We start from the raw sequence: 20,987 nt of genomic DNA, 5'->3' as shown, positions 1-20,987 counted from the left end.
AAGCTGTGCCGAGCCGCGTTCGTCCCGATGGAGCCGTCTTCGCTAGTGCCGCGCGTGCACCTCGACCCGGTGTAGGTCATCGCCGAGCTCAATGTGCCCACCGAACTCGGTTGCCGCCAATGCCCGCCATTGTTCCTCTTGCCCCGGCACGATGGCCGGTACATAGTGCGTCATCACCAGTGTTGCCACCCCGGCGCGGTTCGCCGTCGCCGCTGCTTCTTGTACCGACGAGTGGTAGTCGCAGATGTCTTTGATCCGCTGTTGCGGGCTGTGAGTGACGATGTCCTTGCGGATCACCGTGTGGACCAGCGCGTCGGCTCCGGCGGCCAGCTCGTCGAGGCTGTCGCACGGAACGGTGTCGCCGGCCAACACGACGGAGGCGCCGCCGGATTCGATCCGAAACCCGATGGTCGGTGCGACCGGTCGGTGATCGGTGGGGGCTACTCGGATCGTCACACCGTCGCGATGCCACACCGTGCCCTCGGTACATTCGCGGACGTCCTGCGGCGGTGGCGCGGTCAGATCGTCGTGGTGGGCGATCCGGTAGCCGATGTCGTGGCCAAACGCCTTGAGCGTCGCCTCGACCACCTCAGCGGTTCCCGGCGGACCAATGATCGGCAGTGGTTCGGGATCGGGTGCGAAGTTGGTCACCCACCTGGTGATGAGCACGTCGCCGAGTTCGGCGATGTGGTCGCTGTGCAGGTGGGTGAGCAGCAGGGCCGACAATCCGCCCGCACCCACGCCGACGGCAGCTGCCCGTTGCAGGACGCCACGCCCGCAGTCCACCAAGAACACCTGTCCGTCGGCTCGCACCAGGGTGGACGGTCCGGCGCGGTTCGGGTCGGGGATGGGGCTTCCGGTTCCCAACAACGTGATCTCGGGCATGGCCCCCATCCTGGCAAGGCGGCCGACGGTCCGGTGCCCAATCGTGCGATTCATCGTGTCCTCGCCGGCACGTGTTGGGGGGTCGGCTTTCCCGCTACGCCAGTTCGCCGTAGCCTGGTGTGAGTAAGCTCACCACCGGCGGGAGGCCTTGATGCGCATCGCGGACGTCTTGCGAAACAAGGGGGCGGCGGTCGTGACGATCAACCCGGACGCCACCGTCCGGGAACTACTTGCCGGCCTTGCCGAGCAGAACATTGGCGCCATGGTTGTGGTGGGCGACGAGGGCGTCGTCGGCATTGTGTCGGAACGCGATGTCGTTCGCCAGCTGCATTCCCACGGCGCCAGCGTGCTGTCGCGGCCTATCTCCAAGATCATGACGGCCGCGGTTGCTACCTGCACAAAGTCCGACACGGTCGACAAGATCAGCGTGTTGATGACTCAAAACCGGGTCCGGCACGTCCCGGTGCTGGACGGGAAGAAGCTGATTGGCATCGTCAGCATCGGCGACGTGGTGAAAACGCGCATGGGAGAGCTCGAGGCCGAGCAGCAGCAGCTGCAGTCCTACATCACCCAGGGTTGAGTGTGCGCTGAGGGACTCCGGTGTGAGCCGAGGGCGGGAAAAGCCGACGAAACACGCCGTGTGGTCACACTCGACGCCGTAGGCGCACGCCGCTTGCATCAGCGCCAGGAATACTCGGCCCGCAATCTCGTCGCCACCATGTCGAAGATGTCGCGATCCAGAATCGCGCCCTCGCGGCGGATGCTCTCCTCGGGCACGTCAAGCACCCGGTCCAGGCGGACCCAGCTGTCCCTGCCCTCATAATCCCAAGCACCAGAACCGATCCCGACCCAGTCCGGGTCGGTCGCATAGTGCTCCTGACTGGACACCATCAACCCCAAAAGGACGCGGCGGTCGCGGCCCACGACGAGGACCGGTCGATCCTTTCCTCGGGTGGGGTCGTCCTCATATACCACCCAGGTCCACACGATCTCTCCGGGATCGGCCCGGCCGTCCAGATCCGGGGCATAGACCACTTTGCGGGCACGCTGTGCCGTGGGGAAGCTGGTGTTGGTCACCGGGCGGCCGGCGGTGATCTCGGCAGGCGGCGCCGGCACGGCCGAGGCCATGATGTTGGCGGTGAGCTTCACAGCCTGCTGCAGATTTCGCAGCGTGTCCTGCGGGTTCTGGAGTTGACGGACGAGTTTCGGAGCCTCGTTGAACACCAGGTTCTCGGCGAAGCGCTGGAATGTCTTCCACTGCGACTTCCGCGCGGACACCATGTTCGCAGCATAGACGCGATCGGTGCGGCGGTTGGATGTCGATGTGTCTTGGTCGCCCGGCACGGATAGGCTGAATGCCCGTCCGCCGTTCCAGGAGATTCCCATCAGTAGTTTCGCCGACAAGACCTTTACGCCGCCGGCGCAGATTCGGAACTTCTGCATCATTGCCCACATCGACCACGGCAAGTCGACGCTGGCCGACCGCATGTTGCAGCTGACCGGGGTGGTCGATGACCGCTCGATGCGTGCCCAGTACCTGGACCGGATGGACATCGAGCGCGAACGTGGTATCACGATCAAGGCGCAGAATGTACGGCTGCCGTGGCGGACCGGCGACGACGAGTTCGTCCTGCATCTGATCGACACCCCCGGCCACGTCGACTTCACCTACGAGGTCTCGCGGGCGCTGGAGGCGTGTGAGGGCGCGGTGCTGCTGGTCGATGCGGCGCAAGGCATCGAAGCGCAGACTCTGGCTAATCTGTACCTCGCGCTGGACCGTGACCTGACGATCATTCCGGTGCTCAACAAAATCGACCTTCCGGCGGCCGATCCGGACCGCTACGCGGGTGAGATCGCCCACATCATCGGTTGCGAACCCGCCGACGTGTTGCGGGTATCGGGCAAAACCGGTGAGGGGGTGGACGAGCTGCTCGACGAGGTGGTCCGTCAGGTGCCGCCCCCCGAGGGAGATGCCGACGCCCCTACCCGCGCAATGATCTTCGACTCCGTGTACGACATCTACCGCGGTGTGGTGACCTATGTTCGCGTCGTCGACGGCAAGATCAGCCCGCGGGAACGCATCGCGATGATGTCCACTGGCGCCACCCACGAATTGCTGGAAGTGGGCATCGTCTCGCCCGAACCGAAAGCGAGCGAGGGTCTCGGCGTTGGCGAGGTTGGCTACTTGATCACCGGGGTCAAAGACGTGCGGCAGTCCAAAGTCGGCGACACCGTGACGACCGCCCGCCATGGCGCCGAGGAAGCGCTGACTGGTTACCGCGAACCCAAGCCGATGGTCTATTCGGGGCTGTATCCCGTGGATGGTTCGGACTATCCGAATTTGCGCGACGCCCTCGACAAGCTGCAACTCAATGACGCGGCGCTGACCTACGAGCCGGAGACGTCGGTGGCGTTGGGCTTTGGGTTCCGCTGTGGCTTTCTGGGACTGCTGCACATGGAGATCACCAGGGAGCGCCTGGAGCGCGAGTTCGACCTGGATCTGATCTCCACGTCGCCCAACGTCGTCTACCGGGTCGTGTTGGAGGGAAAGGCAGGTAAGGCAGATGACGCCGTTGTCGTGACCAATCCGTCGGATTGGCCGGAGGGCAAGATCCGAACGGTCTACGAGCCCGTTGTGAAGACCACCATCATCGCGCCCAGCGAGTTCATCGGCACAATCATGGAGCTGTGCCAGGCGCGCCGCGGCGAGTTGGGCGGCATGGACTACCTCTCGCCCGAGCGAGTCGAGCTGCGCTACACGATCCCTCTCGGGGAGATCATCTTCGACTTCTTCGACTCACTGAAATCACGGACCCGCGGTTACGCCAGCCTCGACTACGAAGACGCCGGCGAGCAGGAGGCCCAACTGGTCAAGGTCGACATCCTCTTGCAGGGCGAGGCCGTGGACGCGTTCAGCGCGATCGTGCACAAAGACGGGGCCGCAGCCTACGGCAACAAGATGACCGCCAAGCTCAAGGAGCTCATCCCGCGCCAGCAGTTCGAAGTCCCGGTCCAGGCCGCCATTGGCTCGAAAATAATTGCCCGGGAAAACATCCGCGCGATCCGCAAGGACGTGCTGTCCAAATGCTACGGGGGTGACATCACCCGCAAGCGCAAACTCCTGGAGAAGCAGCGAGAAGGCAAGAAGCGGATGAAGACCATCGGCCGGGTTGACGTACCCCAGGAAGCCTTCGTGGCCGCGCTGTCCGCCGATGCCGCCGCCGACAAAGGTAAGAAATGACAGAAGGCACGAAATGGGGTCGCGGCGCGACGGTGACGACCGGATGAGAGCCACATGGTCGGCGATGGTCACGGTGTTGGTCGCTGCGCTGGCCACCGGCTGTACCGCCGTGATCACCGGCACCGCGTACCCCGCGCCGGGGATGAAGCCCCGACCGCTAGCCGGGTCGATCATCAAGGAAGTACTGCTCGACGGCACCGCCTTGTCCCGCATGCTCGACCAGCCCTTCGCCGCCGATCCCGAATTGCCGCCGCGGTTCGGCGGTTCCGACGAGCTGTCAGGTGCCTATGTCCTGTCCTCGCCTGTCGAGTGCGTCGGTGTCGTCGCGATGCTTCAGCGCGCCGCCTACCAGTCCGCCAACGTCACACATGTCGCGCGGGAGAGTTGGTGGGATGATGGGGATTCCGGGAAGGTGATCAGCGTGGACGAGGCCGTGGTCGCCCTGCCCACGGCCGCCGAGGCCGACGCGCTGTTCACCAAGTTCTCCCAGCAATGGGACACATGCGATGGAACGGTATTGACCCTGCGCAGCGCCAGGCTCAGCTTTCGTGACCAGATCGAGGATGTCCGTGTTGCCAACTCGGTCCTCGCGGCGACCGTGTCCGAGGAGTCGACGTCCGGCTCACATTCGGGAACCATTCCTGAAGCTCGCGCGATCGGGGTGCGGGTGAACTGCCTCGTCGAGGTCGAAGTCGCCTTCTACAGCGCGCACAGCCAGTCGGACCAAGGATCGGGAGAAGTTTCCACCAGCGCCATCGACATCGCACGCACCATGATGGAGAAGATCAGCGCGCTCAGCTGAACGACATCGGTCGCCGGTGCTCGGCTGGTTACATAGGGGCGTTGGCGGGCTGGAACATTCCGGAGCTATCGGCTTCCTCCTCAGCGCGGATCACATGGACCACCGCATTGATCAGCGCCAGGTGGGTGAACGCCTGCGGGAAGTTGCCCAAGTGCCGCCCGGTCCGCGGCTCAATTTCCTCGGCGTAAAGCAGCAATGGGCTTGCGTAAGACAGGAGCCGCTCGCACAGCCGCTTGGCGCGAACCACCTCACCGATCTCGACCAGCGCCGACACCAGCCAGAACGAGCAGATGGTGAACGTCCCTTCCTCACCGGTGAGCCCGTCGTCGGTCTCCTCGACTCGGTAGCGCAGCACCAATCCTTCCTCGGTGAGTTCGTCGGCGATGGCCAACACGGTGTTGCGCACCCGTGGGTCGTCCGGCGGCAGGAACCGGGTGAGCACCACCAGCAGCAGCGAAGCGTCCAGGGCGTCATCGCCATATCGCTGGGTGAACACACCCCGGGAATCGACTCCGTGCTCCAGGATGTCGGCCTTGATCTCCTCGGCGATGGCTCGCCACTGCTGGGCATAGCTCGTCTCACCCTGCCGCTCGGCCAGCTTGCACCCACGGTCCAGCGCCACCCAACACATCACCTTCGACGACGTGAAGTGCTGCGGCTCCCCGCGGACCTCCCAAATCCCCCGATCGGGCTCCCGCCAGTGCTTGATCGCCTCTTCGACCTGCCGCTTGAGCACCGGCCACAACGTCTCCGAGACTTGCTCGCGCGACTTGGCGTGCAAGTAGAACGAATCGAGAATCGAGCCCCAGATGTCGTGCTGGTTCTGGTTGTAGGCGCCGTTGCCGATTCGTACGGGGCGCGCCTGGTCGTAACCGGACAGGTGGTGCAACTCCTCTTCGACCAGGCTGCGCTCACCGCCCACGCCGTACATCACCTGCAATGGGTGGGGGTCGTTGTTGTTGGCGCCGGACACGTCGGCGATGAACGCAAAGAAGTCGTCGGCCTCTCGGTCCAATCCCAGGGTGTAGAGCCCCCACAACGCGAACGTCGAGTCGCGAACCCAGGCGTAGCGGTAGTCCCAGTTGCGTTCGCCCTGTGGGGTTTCCGGCAGCGACGTGGTCGCGGCCGCCAGCAGCGCGCCGGTAGGCGAGTACGTCAGCCCCTTCAGCGTCAACGCGCTGCGTTGCAGATACGCCCGCCACGGGTGGTCGGGGAAGTTGCCGATGTTGATCCATTGCCGCCAGCACTCGGTGGTCTTCCACATCTTGTCGGCGGCTTCTTCGTAGGTCTGTGGTGCCGGGTGCTTCGTCCAGCTCAGGGCCACGAAGACGTCGTCGCCCTCGACCATCCGGGTGCGTGCCCGCGCTTCACGGCCCTCGAGCCCAATCCGCAGATTGGTGGTCAGCCGCAGCGTCGGGTGGGCGTCTGGTTGCTTGGTGGCACGTGCGATGGCCTCGCTGTAGGCGTTGGCCGAGTACTCCCAGTTGGCGCCGAGTCGGTGGTAGTCGAACGCCGGTTCGCAACTCATCATCAGTTCGACGGTCCCGCTGACACAACGCACCGTCCGCAACAGGATGTGCTCGGCGTCCCAGTCCATCGGAGTACGGCGATGCGTGCGCGATCGCCGCTCGATGTCGTGCCATGGCCCCATGACCAGAGCGTCGCGGACGATCAGCCATCCGGTGTGGGTTTGCCAGGTGGTCTCCATGATCAGACTGCCGGGAAGGTAGCGGCGAGCGGCGGGCACCGAAACGCCGTAGGGGCCTATCCGGAAATGGCCGGCGCTGCGGTCCAATACCGCGCCGAACACACTCGGGGAGTCCGGCCGGGGGACACACATCCATTCCACCGAACCGGCCGGTGATATCAGGCACGTTGTTTCCCAGTCGGACAGAAACGCGTAGTCGGCGATCGGGGGAAACGGGTTGCGCAACGACGCATTGGACGCAACTGCCGCGGGCAGACCGAACTCGACGGGCCCGTCGGTGGGCGCGCCCTGGGGACGCGCTTCGAGCGCCTCAGATTGGGCGTCTCGGGCGGCTGGCGAGGTCGGTTGGTCAGCGGGTTGGGTTTGCAGGACCATCCCGCCATCATCATCTGTCGACATGCCCGGCGTCCACCTAGGTCGACTTTGCGTCCCCGTGTCGGGCGCCGTGTGGTGCCCGCCCATCGCTGGCTCGGCGGCGCTTTCCCCCGAAGATCCGGCCGGACACGGCGAGTGGCGACCTACAGATTGGTTTCCGGTCCGGGCACTAATAGGGTGAGCCCGGTGAACGGGTTCCTCAATTGGTGGGACAGCGTTGAGCTCTGGCTCTCCGGGCTCCCGTTCGTGCTGCAAGCACTCGTTGTGATTCCTGTCGTGTTGGTTCTGGCATATCTCTTGGCGGCGTTGCTGGATGTCCTGCTCGGCAAGGGCATCGGGTTGATGCGCCGCGCCCGCCACCTCGATGAAACGTCGAGGTAATCGGATGCCGCGGTCGCACGTCACTCTGGTCCTCGTGGTGCTCGTGGCGCTGGTGATCATCGCGTGGCTATTCACCCGATGAGGTCACCCGATGAGGTCACCCGATGAGGTCACCCGATGAGGTCACCCGATGAGGTCACCCGATGAGGCGCGAACCCACGCCAGCCCGTTAGCCGGCCCAGTGGTCGGCCTGGCGAATTCTGTTAGGCTTCGCGGCATGCACGCAGCATCGGATGCCTTGGGGGGCTATGTCGTCAACCCCGGCTGCGGCACCGCATCTGACCTGCACTGTTGCCTCTGACCCCCAACCCGGGCGCGGTTCGGTGTGGAGTGGGTGAGCTCGCGTGACGTGTACTGGGATCGCCTTCCACAGCTACGGGACCATCGTCCACACGTCCCGCACCGGAAGGACAGCCATGCTTCCCCCGTCGTCCCCGCTACCGATGTCGAGGGGCGTCGGCAGCGCTTCGCGCTGGCGCCAGCGTGTCGCATTCGGGCTCGCGCTCGTCCTCGCCGGTGTCCTCACGGCGTGTCAGGGCGGTCCCAGTGATGTGGTCGGCGGGGCCGGCCCGAGCAACGCGCAGACGAGCATCACCCTGGTCGCCTACGCGGTGCCAGAACCCGGCTGGAGCGCAGTGATTCCCGCGTTCAACGATTCCGAGGACGGCAAGGCAATTCAGGTGATCACCTCCTACGGCGCCTCCGCTGACCAGTCGCGCGGTGTTGCCGAGGGTAAACCGGCCGACTTGGTGAATTTCTCGGTCGAACCCGATATCACTCGGCTGGTCGAAGCCGGCAAGGTCTCCAAAGACTGGGATGCCGACGCAACCAAGGGCATTCCGTTCGGGTCGGTCGTGACGTTTGTCGTGCGCGCGGGCAATCCGAAGAAGATCCGCGGATGGGATGACCTCTTACGTCCAGGCGTCGAGGTCATCACACCCAGCCCGCTGAGTTCCGGCTCCGCAAAATGGAATCTGCTCGCTCCGTATGCCGCCAAGAGCGAGGGCGGCACGGACAACCAGGCCGGGATCGATTTCGTCACCAGGTTGGTCAACGATCACGTCACCTTGCGCCCGGGTTCGGGACGGGAAGCCACCGATGTGTTCCTCGAAGGCAGCGGTGACGTCTTGATCAGCTACGAGAACGAAGCCATCGCGACGGAACGGGCAGGCAAGCCGGTCGAACACATCACTCCGCCGCAGACGTTCAAGATCGAGAACCCGCTGGCAGTGGTGACCACCAGCACACACCTGGAAGCGGCGACCGCTTTCAAGAACTTCCAATACACCCCGCAGGCGCAGCGGTTGTGGGCCCGGGCCGGCTTCCGGCCCGTCGATCCATCGGTCGCCGCTGATTTCGCCGATCAGTTTCCGGCTCCGGCAAAACTATGGACGATTGCCGACCTCGGTGGCTGGGGCACCGTGGATCCCCAGCTGTTCGGTAAGTCCACCGGCAGCATCACCCGGATCTACATGCAGGCCACCGGATAATGCAGGCGGTGGCGCCAGACCCGGAGGTTGTCCGGCCGGAACTCGATCCCCGCGGGGGTGAGGTGGGTGTGCGCAGTTTCGGCCGCGCGCGCAGCAGTTCGGTTCGGCTCGGTGTCGCGGTGCTCTGGCTTTCGGTGATCGTGCTGTTGCCGCTGGCCGCCATCGCTTGGCAAGCAGCGGGCGGCGGCTGGTCGGCCTTCTGGCTGGCGGTCACCTCGCACGCCGCCCTGGAGTCGTTTCGGGTGACGTTGACGATTGCGGCCGGCGTCACGGTGGTGAATACCGCATTCGGTCTGCTGATCGCATGGGTACTGGTGCGTGACGACTTCGCTGGCAAACGGCTTGTCGATGCGATCATCGATTTGCCGTTCGCGCTTCCCACGATTGTCGCCAGCCTGGTGATGTTGGCCCTGTACGGGAATAACAGTCCGGTAGGTCTTCATCTGCAGCACACGGCCGCTGGCGTTGGGGTGGCGGTGGCGTTCGTCACGTTGCCGTTCGTCGTTCGCGCCGTCCAACCGGTGCTGATGGAAATCGATAGAGAGACCGAGGAGGCGGCGGCGTCGCTGGGCGCCAGCGGGTGGAAAGTCTTCACGTCCGTTGTGCTGCCGTCGCTGACGCCGGCATTGTTGTCCGGTGCGGGGCTGGCGTTTTCGCGAGCCATTGGCGAATTCGGTTCGGTTGTGCTCATCGGCGGCGCGGTGCCGGGTAAGACCGAAGTGTCGTCGCAATGGATCCGCACTCTGATCGAGAATGACGACCGGACGGGCGCCGCCGCGATATCGATTGTGCTGCTCTCGATCTCGTTCTTCGTACTGCTCGTGTTGCGAACAATTGGCGCCCGTGCGGCCCAGCGCGAGGAGATGGCGGCGTGAGGCCGTCACGCGCGGTTCGCTACCTCTTCCGAGTGGTCGCGCTCGCCTATGTCGCGGTATTGCTGGTCGTTCCGGTGGTGCTGATCCTGTGGCGGACCTTCCAACCCGGGCTGGGACAGTTCTACGACTACATCAGCACGCCGGCGGCGATATCGGCGCTCAACCTCTCGCTCCTGGTGGTGGCCATTGTCGTGCCACTGAATGTGATCTTCGGTATTCCTACCGCGTTGGTACTGGCCCGCAACCGTTTTCGTGGTAGGGGAGCGCTGCAGGCGATTATCGATCTGCCTTTCGCGGTGTCGCCCGTCATCGTCGGTGTGGCGCTGATCCTGCTCTGGGGATCTGCAGGTGCGCTGGGTTTCGTCGAGAAGGACTTGGGGCTCAAAGTCATTTTCGGTTTGCCCGGAATCGTGCTCGCCAGCCTGTTCGTCACCTTGCCGTTCGTGGTACGCGAGGTCGAACCCGTGCTGCATGAATTGGGAACCGATCAGGAGGAGGCGGCGGCCACACTCGGATCCGGTTGGTGGCAGACATTCTGGCGGATCACGTTGCCGTCCATCCGATGGGGCCTGACCTACGGCATCGTGCTGACGGTCGCTCGAACCCTCGGTGAATACGGCGCGGTGATCATGGTGTCGTCCAATCTGCCCGGGACGTCGCAAACGCTGACGCTGTTGGTCGCCGACCGCTACCACCGCGGTGCCGAGTACGGCGCCTACGCGCTGTCGACACTGCTGATGGCTGTTTCGGTGGTGGTCCTGATCGTCCAAGTGGCGCTGGACGCCCGCCGAAGTCGAGCGATTAGCCAGGCGTGACAAGGAGACTCCACCATGACCGACACCGGCCCCACGTCCAGCGCCCCCGCGATCGTTTTGCATGGCGCCTACAAGCAGTACGGCCACTTCGTCGCGTTGGATCGGGTGGATTTCGTGGTGCCAGCCGGTTCGCTGACCGCATTGCTGGGCCCCAGCGGATCGGGCAAGTCGACCCTGCTGCGCACCATTGCCGGCCTCGATCAGCCCGATAGTGGAACCATCACGATCAACGGTCGCGACGTCACCCGAGTGCCCCCGCAACGGCGCGGCATCGGCTTCGTGTTCCAGCACTACGCCGCCTTCAAGCACTTGACGGTGCGCGACAACGTGGCGTTCGGGTTGAAGATCCGCAAGCGCCCCAAACCGGAGATCAAGGCCAAGGTGGACAACCTGCTCGAGGTAGTGGGTCTGACCGGATTCCAGGGCCGCTACCCGCACCAGCTGTCCGGTGGTCAACGACAGCGGATGGCGCTGGCCCGGGCGCTGGCCGTGGACCCCGAGGTGCTGCTGCTGGACGAGCCATTCGGAGCGCTGGACGCCAAAGTGCGCGAGGATCTTCGGGCTTGGCTGCGCCGCCTGCATGACGAGGTGCACGTCACCACTGTGCTAGTCACCCACGACCAGGCCGAAGCGTTGGATGTGGCCGATCGGATTGCCGTACTCAACAAGGGCCGGATCGAGCAGATCGGAAGCCCGACCGACGTCTACGATGCCCCGGCGAACGCCTTCGTCATGTCCTTCCTTGGTGCGGTGTCGTCGCTGAACGGTGCTCTGGTCCGCCCGCATGACATCCGGGTCGGCCGGAATCCTCAGATGGCAGTCGCCACCGCTGACGGCACCGGGGAATCCACCGGCGTCTCGCGCGCCATCGTCGACCGGGTAGTGGTGTTGGGCTTCGAGGTCCGCGTCGAGTTGACCAGCGCGGCCACCGGGGGCGCCTTCACCGCCCAGATCACCCGCGGGGACGCCGAGGCGCTCGCGCTACGGGAGGGCGACACTGTCTACGTGCGCGCCACCCGGGTACCGCCGATCTCCGGTGAGATGGCCGGCCGCCGCGACGACGGAGCCGGCGGCACCGATGAGGACCGGAACACGCTGACGCCAGCCTGATCCGGGGCACATCGACGCAACTACAGTGAACGGCCGCCGCGCTGCGGGCTACGCTGACCCGTTCATCCCGTTTGCGCCGAGCAGCAACCCGCCGGCACCACCGACGCCGACGGCGCCCGGGAGTGGGCCAGTCCCGGGGTTGCCGCCGTTACCACCATTGCCAATCAACCACGCGTCGCCGCCGGCCCCGCCGTCACCGCCTCCGGCGGCGGCGAGTGAGCTGCCGCCAGCGCCGCCGTCGCCGCCGTTGCCAGTCAGCCCGGCCCTGCCGCCGGCCCCGCCGTTACCCCCGGCGAAGCCGACACTGGTGCCGCCTTCGCCCCCGGCGCCGCCGGCACCATGGAGGAGGCCGGCGGCGCCGCCGGCCCCGCCGACTCCGCCGACGTCGCCGGACCCAAATCCACCGTTGCCGCCGGCCCCGCCGGCGCCGTAGAGCATTCCGGCGTTGCCGCCGGCGCCGCCGGCGCCGCCGCCGCCGGCTGCGAATCCGCCGGACCCACCGTTGCCGCCCGCGCCACCAGCGCCGAACAGCACCGCGCTGCCGCCCGCCCCGCCGTCCCCGCCGACGCCGCCCATGGTCCCGCCCGTGCCGCCGGTCCCGCCGTCGCCACCGGTTCCGAACAGCCCGCCGGTGCCGCCGGCCCCACCGTCGCCCCCACCGGCCGCGCCGGTGCCGCCGGTGCCGCCGTCGCCGCCGGTGCTGAACAGTCCCGCGGCGCCGCCGGTCCCGCCGGCACCCCCGGTAGTGAACCCGGTGCCGCCATTGCCGCCGTCGCCGCCGGCGCCGAACAGCCCGCCGGCGCCGCCGGTGCCGCCGGCCCCGCCGATACCGCCGCCGCTGAGGCCGCCGGTGCCGCCGGTGCCGCCGGCGCCGAACAGCATGCCGCCGGCGCCGCCCGCCCCGCCGACACCGCCGATACCCGTCGCCCCGAGGCCGTCGCCACCGGTGCCGCCGGCCCCGCCGGAGCCGAACAGCCAGCCGCTGCCGCCGGCCCCGCCGGCCCCGGCCATGTCGCCGCTGCCGCCGAATCCGCCGGCGCCGCCGACGCCGAACAACCCGGCGGTGCCGCCCATGCCGCCGGCCCCGCCGGCGCCGACGCCGGCATCAAGGCCGCCAGCGCCGCCGGCGCCGCCGTTGCCGAAGAGGCCCCCGGCTCCGCCGTTGCCGCCAGGCAAGCCCGGCGCTCCCGACCCGCCGGCACCGCCGTTGCCGATCAATATCCCGCCGTCGCCGCCGTTTGCCCCGCTCCCGGGTGCCCCGTTGGCGCCGTTGCCGATCAGCGGGCGTCCCAACAGCGCCTGGGTGGGCGCGTTGATGACGTCGAGCGCCTGCTGCAACGGCGACGCGCTCGCGGCCTCGGCGGCCGCGTACGAGCCCGCGCCCGCGGTCAACGTCCGCACAAACTGCGCATGAAACTCCGCCGCCTGGGTGCTCAGGGCCTGATAACCCTGCGCGTGGGCGCTGAACACCGCCGCGACCGCGGCCGACACTTCGTCAGCACCGGCGGCCAGGACGCTGGTGGTTGGCGCCGCCGCGGCGAGGTTTGCTGCGGTGAGTGTCGACGCGATGCCGGCCGCATCGGTTGCTGCCGCCATGAGCGCTTCGGGAACCGCGATCACATACGACATCTGTTGCCTCCCAAGGACGTCACAACCGCTGTGATCTGTCGCGATCGGGGACCGCCGGAAGCTGCGACGAATCGCGCCAGACGTCAACGATATCGCCATTCGGAGCCGCGGTGGTGTAGTTTGCCAAGGTTCTCGCCCCTGGTTCGCCTAGGCGCGTTCCTGGTCGCTTCTTGCGCGCTCTCGTTGACTTCTGCTGAGTGCGCTCAGGCCGCCAGGCGCCGAGCCGTTGCTTGATCGAATCGAGCCAGTACCGTCTGGGCCACCCAACGGTGCGCGCCCAATGGCGCGGCCATCTCGATGTCCTTGACATGTGCAAACTGTTGTACCCGATCCGGCAGCGTTCCGTGCGCCAGGAACCACGGGGCAATGACGACACGGCGGGCGCCGTTGCGGCGCAACTGGATAACTGCGTCATGCAGTGACGGCTCAGGCCGGGTGACGAATGCAGTCGTGGCGGTCCACCGAGTACCCACCGTCAGCTTCCCTGCGACCGTCGCGGTGCGTGCGTTCGCCGCGGGGTCGGACGTGCCGATCGCGACCACGAGCACGCCGAGCCTGTCGTCGAGCCGCGAAACCCCCAACTCGGTCACCCGCTCACGCAACACCGACACCAGTCGGTCGTCCTCGCCAAGCACATCGGCCTGCGCCACGTCGATCCCCTGGTCCGCGATAGCGCAACTGGTGATCTGGCGGGGAATGTCGATGCGAGCGTGGTAAGCGTTGGCTAGCAACAACGGGGTGACGACCGCCGCACGGGTTCTGGACAGTCCGGTGAGGACGTCGACCAGGCTCGGCGAATTCTGTTCACAGAACCCCAGCCGAACGTCGAGGCCACGACGCATGCGGGACAGCTGACTCGCGATGGCCCGCGCGTTGGCTGCCGCCCGCGGGTCCGCGCTTCCGTGCGGTGTCAGCACCAGCGTGGTCACGAGCGCCGTCCCGCGCAAGCGGGCGCCACCGCCACTGCATTGTCGGCGGTCACGAGGCGTGCAGCCCGCACTCGGTCTTGGTGAGCCCCTGCCAGCGCCCGCTGCGCGGGTCAGCGCCGTCAGCAGGCTTCGCGGTGCATGGGGCGCAGCCGATCGACGGATAGCCTTCGTGGACAAGCGGATTGACCAGTACGTCGTGCTCGGCGATGTAGTCGTGCATATCCTGGTCGGTCCACGCTGCCAGCGGATTGACCTTCACCAGTTTGAAGGCCTCATCGAAGCTGATCAGTGGGGCGTTGGCGCGCGTCGGTGCTTCGACGCGGCGCAGACCGGTCACCCACGCGGAGTAGCCGGCCAGTGTCCTGCGCAGCGGGACGACCTTTCGCAGCCGGCAGCACTCGGCGGGATCTCGGGCAAATAGGTCCTTGCCCAGCAGGTCGTTTTGCTCGGCCACCGTGTGCTCCGGGACGACGTTGAGGACTCGGACGTCGTAGACGGACTCGACCGCGTCGCGAGTGCCGAGCGTTTCGGCGAAGTGGTAGCCGGTGTCGAGAAATAGCACCGGCACGCCCGGCCGTACCGCGGCGGCCATATCCACCAGGACCGCGTCGGCCATGTTGGAGGCCACAACGTAGTTGCAGTTGCTTGTTTCGGCCCGCCCATGGGGTCCGTTGGCGCCGCCGAAGGTCTCGTCGGTCCACCTCAGCAATTCAGTGGCGCTGGCGCCGTCGAGTTCGGCTGCGCCGCGCGCCGCCAGCTCGCGCAACTCGGATTCGGCCAGCCTGGTCGACTCGCTCATCGCAGATCGTCCTCATCGGCACGAACGACCCACTGCGCGAAGCGTTCTCCCTCGGTGCGGTGCTTGACGAAGTTGCGTACCACCCGCTCGATATAGTCGCCCAGCTCCTCGCTGCTCACCTTGTGCTGGCGAAGTTTTCGGCCGAAACCGCTGTCGAGGCCGAGACTGCCGCCCAGATGCACCTGGAAGCCCTCGACCGATCCACCATGGCCGTCGTCCACCATCTGACCTTTGAATCCGATATCGGCGATCTGAATTCGCGCGCAGGAATTCGGGCAGCCGTTGATGTTGACCGTTATGGGCACGTCCAGCGCTGAGTTGATGTCCTCCAGCCGGCGCTCCAGCTCGGGTACCAAGGATTGGGCACGGACCCGGGTTTCGGCGAAGGACAACTTGCAGAACTCGATCCCGCTGCAGGCCATCAGATTCCGGCGCCAGTGTGACGGCCGGGTCTGCAGCCCTAGAGCTTGAAGGCCGGCGATCGTGTCGTCGAGCTTGTCGTCGGGTATGTCGAGGATGACGAGCTTTTGGTAGGCGGTGAAGCGGATCCGATCCGAGCCAGCCCGCTGGGCCACGTCGGCCACTCCGGTAAGGATGGTGCCCGACACCCTTCCCGCGATCGGAGCCGCGCCGACCGCATTGAGCCCGTTCTTCTGCCGCTGGACCCCGACGTGGTCAACGGGATGGGTGACGGGCTCCGGCGCCGGGCCATCGATCAGCGGACGTTTGAGGTACTCGCGTTCGAGCACTTCCCGAAACTTCTCGATGCCCCAGTCCTTGATCAGAAACTTCAGCCGCGCCTTGGCCCGCAGTCGGCGGTAGCCGTAGTCGCGGAACACCGACGTCACCGCGGCCCACACCTCGGGGACCTCGTCCAGGGGAACCCAGGCGCCGACTCGCTGGCCCAGCATCGGGTTGGTCGAGAGGCCGCCGCCCACCCACAGGTCCAAGCCAGGACCGTGATCGGGATGGTCGACACCGACGAAAGCGATGTCGTTGATTTCGTGCACGACATCCTGCAGGCCAGAGATCGCGGTCTTGTACTTGCGTGGCAGGTCGGCGAAGTCGGGTTTGCCGATGTAGCGACGCACGATCTCCTCGATCGCCCAGGTTGGGTCGATGATCTCGTCGAGCGATTCGCCGGCCAAGGGCGAACCCAGCACTACGCGTGGGCAGTCGCCGCATGCCTCGGTGGTTTGCAGACCGACCTCGTCGAGCCGACGCCAGATCTCGGGCACATTTTCTATCTCGATCCAGTGGTATTGGATGTTCTCGCGATCCGAGATGTCGGCGGTATCCCGGGCGAATTCGGTCGAAATCGTCCCCAAAGCGCGCAGCGCCGCCGCGGAGATTGCCCCGCCGTCGCAGCGCACTCGCATCATGAAGTACTTGGCCTCGATCGTGTCGATGTTCTCGTCGCCCGTCCACGAGCCGTCATAGCCCTGCTCGCGTTGGGTGTAGAGGCCCCACCAGCGAAACCGGCCTCGGAGGTCGGTCTTGTCAATGCTGTCGAATCCGGCTTTCGCGTACACGTTTTCGATGCGTTCCCGCACGTCGAGCGGATTGCCGGCCTTCTTGAGCTCTTCGTTGGCGTTGAGCGGCTCGCGATTTCCCAACGCCCACTGACCCTCGTTGCGGGTCTTGCCGGGACGTGCTGTGGTCATTCGGGGGTTCTCCTTCGCGAAGATTGCCGACCGTGGACCGCGCGCAACACCGTGTTACTTCCGTGGCGCAGATCCGGTGGCCAGCTGGAGGTACAGGTGGGCTGGGTCTACGACATCAAGGCAGACAGCCACAGCTGCAGACGCGCTTGAGGTCGATATGCCGCCGCGCCACCAGGGCTGTGCGCAGACGAGGGCGCGGGTTTGGATTGGCGACGGGCACGGCTCATATTCTGCCATGGATGGCGCGCGGCCGCGCGACCAGGTGAAACTTCTCCTCACGGTGATTAAAACTAGGCGGCAATCTTAGTTAATTGGGTTTCATTAACCGTGAATACCCTGAGAAATACTCTGGGTCCCTGGTGTCTTGTGGTCTGGGGGAGCCCGGCCTGACCGGCCGTGCCGTGCGAAGATTTGGCATGACCCCTCGTGAGGTGGCGGCCGATCTGCCCGCACTGCAGCCACGTCCAGATCAGCCTTTTGGGCTCTATGTGCACGTCCCGTTCTGTGTGACCCGTTGTGGGTATTGCGACTTCAACACCTACACACCTGCCGAGCTGGGCGGGGTAAACCCGGATGCCTGGCTTCTGGCGCTGCGGACTGAGCTCGGGCTGGCCGCCGCGCGGCTGCACGCACCGACGGTCGACACGGTGTTCGTGGGCGGGGGGACGCCATCCCTGCTTGGCGGTGAGCGCCTGGCCACGCTGCTCGATATGGTCCGGGAGTATTTCGTGCTGGCCCCCGATGTGGAGATCACAACCGAGGCCAACCCCGAGTCGACCTGGCCGGAATTTTTTGATGCCATCCGTGCGGCGGGCTACACGCGGGTCTCGCTGGGCATGCAATCGGTGGCGCCGAACGTGCTGGCGACCCTGGATCGGGTGCATTCGCCGGGCCGCTCCGCGGCGGCGGCCGCCGAGGCCATGGCCGCAGGCTTCGAACATGTCAGCCTCGACCTGATCTATGGAACTCCGGGGGAGTCCGATGAGGACCTGCTGTGTTCGGTGGACGCCGCGCTCGAGACCGGTGTCGACCACGTGTCGGCCTATGCCCTGGTCGTCGAGGAGGGTACTGCGCTGGCCCGCCGTGTCGGGCGCGGTGAGCTGGCGGCGCCCGACGACGACGTGCTGGCGCACCGGTACGAGTTGGTCGATGCGCGATTGTCGGCGGCCGGGATGAGCTGGTACGAGGTGTCCAACTGGTCGCGACCGGGCGGCGAGTGCCGGCACAATCTCGGCTACTGGGCTGGCGGCCAATGGTGGGGTGCGGGCCCGGGTGCGCACGGATTCGTGGACGCGACACGGTGGTGGAACGTCAAGCACCCCAATGCGTATGCGCAGCTGCTGGCCGATGCGGCGTTGCCAGTGGCAGGTTTCGAGCAGCTTGGTGCGGATGCGCTACACGCCGAAGACGTGCTGCTGACGATGAGGCTGCGCCAGGGACTGCCGATGTCGCGGCTGGATGCTGCCGAACGCGAGCGCGCCGAGGCGGTCGTGTCCGACGGCTTGCTGACGTTCGACGGTGACAGGGTGGTCCTTACCGGCCACGGACGGTTGCTGGCCGACGCGGTGGTGCGCACGGTGCTGGGGTAGCCGAAGGCGCGCGGATGGTGCGGCTCAGGTGGTATGGAACCAGGTTCCGACCATGCGGGCGATTTCGATGTAGAGCGGGATCCCGATCGTCACGTTGTAGGAGAACGTCAGTCCGAGCGACGCGGCCAGCGGCAGGGTCGGACTGGCCTCGGGAATCGCGAGCCGCTGTACGGCGGGGACAGCAATGTAGGATGCGGCACCGCACAGCACCGCAAACAAAACATATGTGCCCGGCTTGAATTCGCTTCCAGTGAGGTAGGCATAGCTGTGCGCGACGATAATCCCAAGCGTGGCAAACAAATTCGGCGCCAGCAGAGCGAAGAAGACGAAACCCGTGCCTGCCAATCGTAGATCCCGGAGCTTGCGGGCCGCCGTCATACCCATTTCGAGCAGGAACAGCGCCAGCACGCCCTGGAAGGCCGTGACGAAGAATACGTCATCGTCGTGGACGACTTTCTCGCCCTGCAACCCGCTAATGAGGCCAATGATGATGCCACCCACCAGCAAACATAGCCCTGGGTTGAGGAACACCTCCCGGAAAAGCTCGCGCGAAACGACAGTCGGATTTCCACCGGCTGGGTCATCGGAGTCTGACTCCGGGTCCCAGTCTTGGTGATTCCGCTTTTCCAGAGAGATCTCTATCTCCTGCTCGATCTCATGTTCGTGCCGAGTTCGTAGGCTCGGGGCTGCTGGGTCGGCCGAGCTGGATCCGACCGCAACCTTCGCCGCGAGGGCGTAGCCGGGCTCGTCGGGCATGAAACCCGCTTCGTCCATGCCACGCTGCCGCAGCCGCGCCACCAGATAGAGCGCCACCAGGCAGCCGGGGATCTCCATGATGGCCAGCATGACGGGCATGTACGCGTCAAAGGCGATGCCGACGCTGGCAAGCACGGCCACGCAGGTGGCGAAAGTTCCGGCCGAGTCCGACCCGTAGTAGCCGGCGACCGTCGCGCGGTCGACGCGGCGCAGCGCGGTCAGGCGGCCGAGCAGAAAGTAGGCCGCGAAACCGATCGCGCAGTTCAGGATGAAGCCCAGGACCAGGAACCCAGCGATGTTGTCGATCGCCGACGGGTTGATCCTGGCCAGCTCCTCGCCGCCGTGCCACCCGATGGCCAGCAACAGGTAGGTGGTCAGGCCCTGGTAGATCACGTACGGGAATTCGAACCGCACCCGGAGGATCGCTATCAAGAAGCCGAAGTAGAAGAACAGCAGCAGCGGCTTGAACAGGTTGTGGGTGAAATTCCCCCAGAACTCATGCAGCATAAATGTCTCCCTGAGTTGATGCCTGGTCCGGGGTCGCGCACGGCACGGGCCTGGGCAACCGCGACTATCCCGCCAAGGCCGAAAACTTAGCGGTGCTGCCGTCAGCCCGCCACTTGTGAAGCGTGTGAGACGAGCGGGCCTACAGCACAACTGGTGACACAGCGGGACAGGGTGGGGTTCGCCGACCAGGTCGCGCTGGTCAGCCAGTACCGGATGCCTCCCCACTGCCAGTTCAGTGTGGATTTGCTGTGTAATCGCTGTGCACGCGCGCCCTAGTGATCGCCGGCACATCGAATGCGGGGACTTTGGGCCCTAGCCCGATACGGCGTGGCTGATTTGAATGTGACCGGGTTGTACAGATATATTGCGTGCAACTGTTCGACACAGATAACTGGGAGGACATCGTGTCCAAAGGTTTGACTAACCTACAGCTACTCCAAGAGCTCGAGCCTGTGGCTGAACGCCTGCTCAACCGGCACCTCTCGCTGTTCAAGGAGTGGAGTCCGCACGACTACATTCCGTGGTCGGATGGCAAGAACTTCTACGCCCAGGGCGGGCAGGACTGGGAACCCGGGCAGAATCATCTCTCCGACGTGGCCCGGGTGGCGATGGTGCAAAATCTGTTGACAGAGGACAACCTTCCGTCGTACCACCGCGAAATCGCGATGAACTTCAGCATCGACGGCGCTTGGGGTCAGTGGGTCAATCGGTGGACCGCCGAGGAGAACCGGCACAGCACCGCGCTGCGCGACTATCTGGTGGTCACCCGCTCGGTGGATCCGGTCGAGTTGGAGAAGCTGCGCATGGAGCAAATGACCCGGGGCTTCAGCCCGGGGCAGAATCACCAGGGCGATATGTTTGCTGACAGTTTGTTCGACTCTGTCATGTATGTCTCATTCCAGGAATTGGCCACCCGGGTCTCGCATCGCAATACGGGACGAGCCTGCAACGAGACGATCGCCGACCAGCTGCTCGCCCAGGTGTCGCACGACGAGAACCTGCACATGCTGTTCTACCGTGACGTCAGCGCCGCCGGTCTGGACATCGCCCCCAACCAGGCGATGCGGTCAGTGCACCGGATTCTGCGGAACTTCAAGATGCCCGGCTTCACGGTGCCGGAGTTTCGCCGCAAGGCCGTCATCATTGCTGTCGGCGGTGTCTACGACCCGCGCATCCATCTCAACGAGGTGGTCATGCCCGTGCTGAAGAAGTGGCGGATTTTCGAACGTGAAGATTTCACGGGCGAGGCTGCGTGGATGCGCGACGATCTCGCGGTGCTGATCAAGGAGCTCGAGGAAGCCTCCGACAAGTTCGACGAGTCTAAGCAGCGCTACCTGGACCGTGAGGCCCGTAGGGCCGAGAAAATCACGGCCAGCAATGTGCTCAAGACCGAAGGGACGCTGACGCTCAGCGGGCGGTGATCGTCTGTCGT

17 protein-coding genes and 2 pseudogenes are annotated in these 20,987 nt (G+C 65.6%); 10 read left to right on the top strand and 9 right to left on the bottom strand.

What is annotated here, in order from left to right:
* Window positions 1–42: 42 nt before the first annotated feature.
* Complete coding sequence (locus tag F6B93_RS15155) at window positions 43–885, bottom strand: Rv2407 family type 3 sulfatase (RefSeq protein WP_211695812.1); 843 nt, start codon at window positions 883–885, stop codon at window positions 43–45.
* A gap of 151 nt (window positions 886–1,036) precedes the next feature.
* Between F6B93_RS15155 and F6B93_RS15150 the strand changes: the two genes are divergently transcribed.
* Window positions 1,037–1,465: a CBS domain-containing protein gene (locus F6B93_RS15150; RefSeq protein WP_211695811.1), complete on the top strand. Its 429-nt coding sequence runs from the start codon at window positions 1,037–1,039 to the stop codon at window positions 1,463–1,465.
* A gap of 98 nt (window positions 1,466–1,563) precedes the next feature.
* Here F6B93_RS15150 and F6B93_RS15145 read toward each other — a convergent pair whose 3' ends face one another.
* On the bottom strand, window positions 1,564–2,166 hold the full coding sequence (locus F6B93_RS15145) for a type II toxin-antitoxin system PemK/MazF family toxin (RefSeq protein WP_211695810.1): 603 nt from the start codon (window positions 2,164–2,166) through the stop codon (window positions 1,564–1,566).
* On the opposite strand from F6B93_RS15145, the pseudogene lepA reads away from it, so the two are divergent.
* Together lepA and F6B93_RS15135 are read left to right on the top strand one after the other, a co-directional pair.
* Window positions 2,133–4,126: pseudogene (gene lepA / locus F6B93_RS15140) on the top strand (translation elongation factor 4). The gene F6B93_RS15145 and the pseudogene lepA sit on opposite strands and share 34 nt — an antisense overlap.
* Window positions 4,127–4,169: 43 nt before the next feature.
* The gene (locus F6B93_RS15135) at window positions 4,170–4,928 is read left to right on the top strand and encodes a sensor domain-containing protein (protein ID WP_211695809.1); all 759 of its coding nucleotides are present in this window, start codon (window positions 4,170–4,172) and stop codon (window positions 4,926–4,928) included.
* A 28-nt stretch (window positions 4,929–4,956) separates the two neighbouring features.
* Here F6B93_RS15135 and F6B93_RS15130 read toward each other — a convergent pair.
* Window positions 4,957–6,873: pseudogene (locus tag F6B93_RS15130) on the bottom strand (glycoside hydrolase family 15 protein); the annotation flags it as partial.
* Window positions 6,874–7,188: 315 nt separating this feature from the next.
* Here F6B93_RS15130 and F6B93_RS15125 point away from each other — a divergent pair.
* The 5 genes from F6B93_RS15125 (at window position 7,189) to F6B93_RS15105 (ending at window position 11,682) form a co-directional block, all read left to right on the top strand.
* The gene (locus F6B93_RS15125) at window positions 7,189–7,392 is read left to right on the top strand and encodes a hypothetical protein (RefSeq protein ID WP_246540800.1); all 204 of its coding nucleotides are present in this window, start codon (window positions 7,189–7,191) and stop codon (window positions 7,390–7,392) included.
* Between the two features lie 443 nt (window positions 7,393–7,835).
* A complete protein-coding gene (locus F6B93_RS15120; protein ID WP_211699519.1) occupies window positions 7,836–8,882 on the top strand; it encodes a sulfate ABC transporter substrate-binding protein in 1,047 nt (348 codons plus the stop codon).
* On the top strand, window positions 8,882–9,757 hold the full coding sequence (cysT, locus tag F6B93_RS15115; RefSeq protein ID WP_211695808.1) for a sulfate ABC transporter permease subunit CysT: 876 nt from the start codon (window positions 8,882–8,884) through the stop codon (window positions 9,755–9,757). Before F6B93_RS15120 ends, cysT begins: the two co-directional genes overlap by 1 nt.
* Window positions 9,754–10,572: a sulfate ABC transporter permease subunit CysW gene (cysW, locus tag F6B93_RS15110; RefSeq protein WP_211695807.1), complete on the top strand. Its 819-nt coding sequence runs from the start codon at window positions 9,754–9,756 to the stop codon at window positions 10,570–10,572. Before cysT ends, cysW begins: the two co-directional genes overlap by 4 nt.
* A 15-nt stretch (window positions 10,573–10,587) precedes the next feature.
* Window positions 10,588–11,682 (top strand): sulfate/molybdate ABC transporter ATP-binding protein, encoded by a 1,095-nt coding sequence (locus F6B93_RS15105; RefSeq protein WP_211695806.1) that lies wholly within the window; start codon window positions 10,588–10,590, stop codon window positions 11,680–11,682.
* Window positions 11,683–11,730: 48 nt separating this feature from the next.
* Here F6B93_RS15105 and F6B93_RS15100 read toward each other — a convergent pair whose 3' ends face one another.
* The 5 genes from F6B93_RS15100 to F6B93_RS23780 form a co-directional block, all read right to left on the bottom strand.
* Window positions 11,731–13,311 (bottom strand): PE family protein, encoded by a 1,581-nt coding sequence (locus F6B93_RS15100; RefSeq protein WP_211695805.1) that lies wholly within the window; start codon window positions 13,309–13,311, stop codon window positions 11,731–11,733.
* Between the two features lie 203 nt (window positions 13,312–13,514).
* On the bottom strand, window positions 13,515–14,240 hold the full coding sequence (locus F6B93_RS15095; RefSeq protein ID WP_211695804.1) for a sirohydrochlorin chelatase: 726 nt from the start codon (window positions 14,238–14,240) through the stop codon (window positions 13,515–13,517).
* Between the two features lie 49 nt (window positions 14,241–14,289).
* On the bottom strand, window positions 14,290–15,039 hold the full coding sequence (locus F6B93_RS15090) for a phosphoadenylyl-sulfate reductase (RefSeq protein ID WP_211695803.1): 750 nt from the start codon (window positions 15,037–15,039) through the stop codon (window positions 14,290–14,292).
* Complete coding sequence (locus tag F6B93_RS15085) at window positions 15,036–16,703, bottom strand: nitrite/sulfite reductase (RefSeq protein WP_211695802.1); 1,668 nt, start codon at window positions 16,701–16,703, stop codon at window positions 15,036–15,038. The genes F6B93_RS15090 and F6B93_RS15085 overlap by 4 nt, the downstream gene beginning before the upstream one ends.
* A 115-nt stretch (window positions 16,704–16,818) precedes the next feature.
* Window positions 16,819–16,875, bottom strand: coding sequence for an Ms4527A family Cys-rich leader peptide (locus F6B93_RS23780; RefSeq protein ID WP_425518556.1), 57 nt, complete (start codon window positions 16,873–16,875; stop codon window positions 16,819–16,821).
* 244 nt (window positions 16,876–17,119) lie between these two features.
* On the opposite strand from F6B93_RS23780, the gene hemW reads away from it, so the two are divergent.
* Entirely contained in the window at window positions 17,120–18,292 is a 1,173-nt protein-coding gene (gene hemW, locus F6B93_RS15080; protein WP_211695801.1) for a radical SAM family heme chaperone HemW, read from the top strand.
* Window positions 18,293–18,316: 24 nt separating this feature from the next.
* On the opposite strand, the gene F6B93_RS15075 is transcribed toward hemW, so the two are convergent.
* The gene (locus F6B93_RS15075) at window positions 18,317–19,555 is read right to left on the bottom strand and encodes a sodium-dependent bicarbonate transport family permease (protein WP_211695800.1); all 1,239 of its coding nucleotides are present in this window, start codon (window positions 19,553–19,555) and stop codon (window positions 18,317–18,319) included.
* A 404-nt stretch (window positions 19,556–19,959) separates the two neighbouring features.
* On the opposite strand from F6B93_RS15075, the gene F6B93_RS15070 reads away from it, so the two are divergent.
* Window positions 19,960–20,976: an acyl-ACP desaturase gene (locus tag F6B93_RS15070; protein WP_211699518.1), complete on the top strand. Its 1,017-nt coding sequence runs from the start codon at window positions 19,960–19,962 to the stop codon at window positions 20,974–20,976.
* Window positions 20,977–20,987 lie beyond the last annotated feature (11 nt).

Source organism: Mycobacterium spongiae (genome assembly GCF_018278905.1).
GTDB classification, from domain to species: Bacteria; Actinomycetota; Actinomycetes; order Mycobacteriales; family Mycobacteriaceae; genus Mycobacterium; species Mycobacterium spongiae.
Note: the sequence above shows the minus strand (reverse complement) of the source record. Positions and strands in the feature narration are given on the sequence as shown.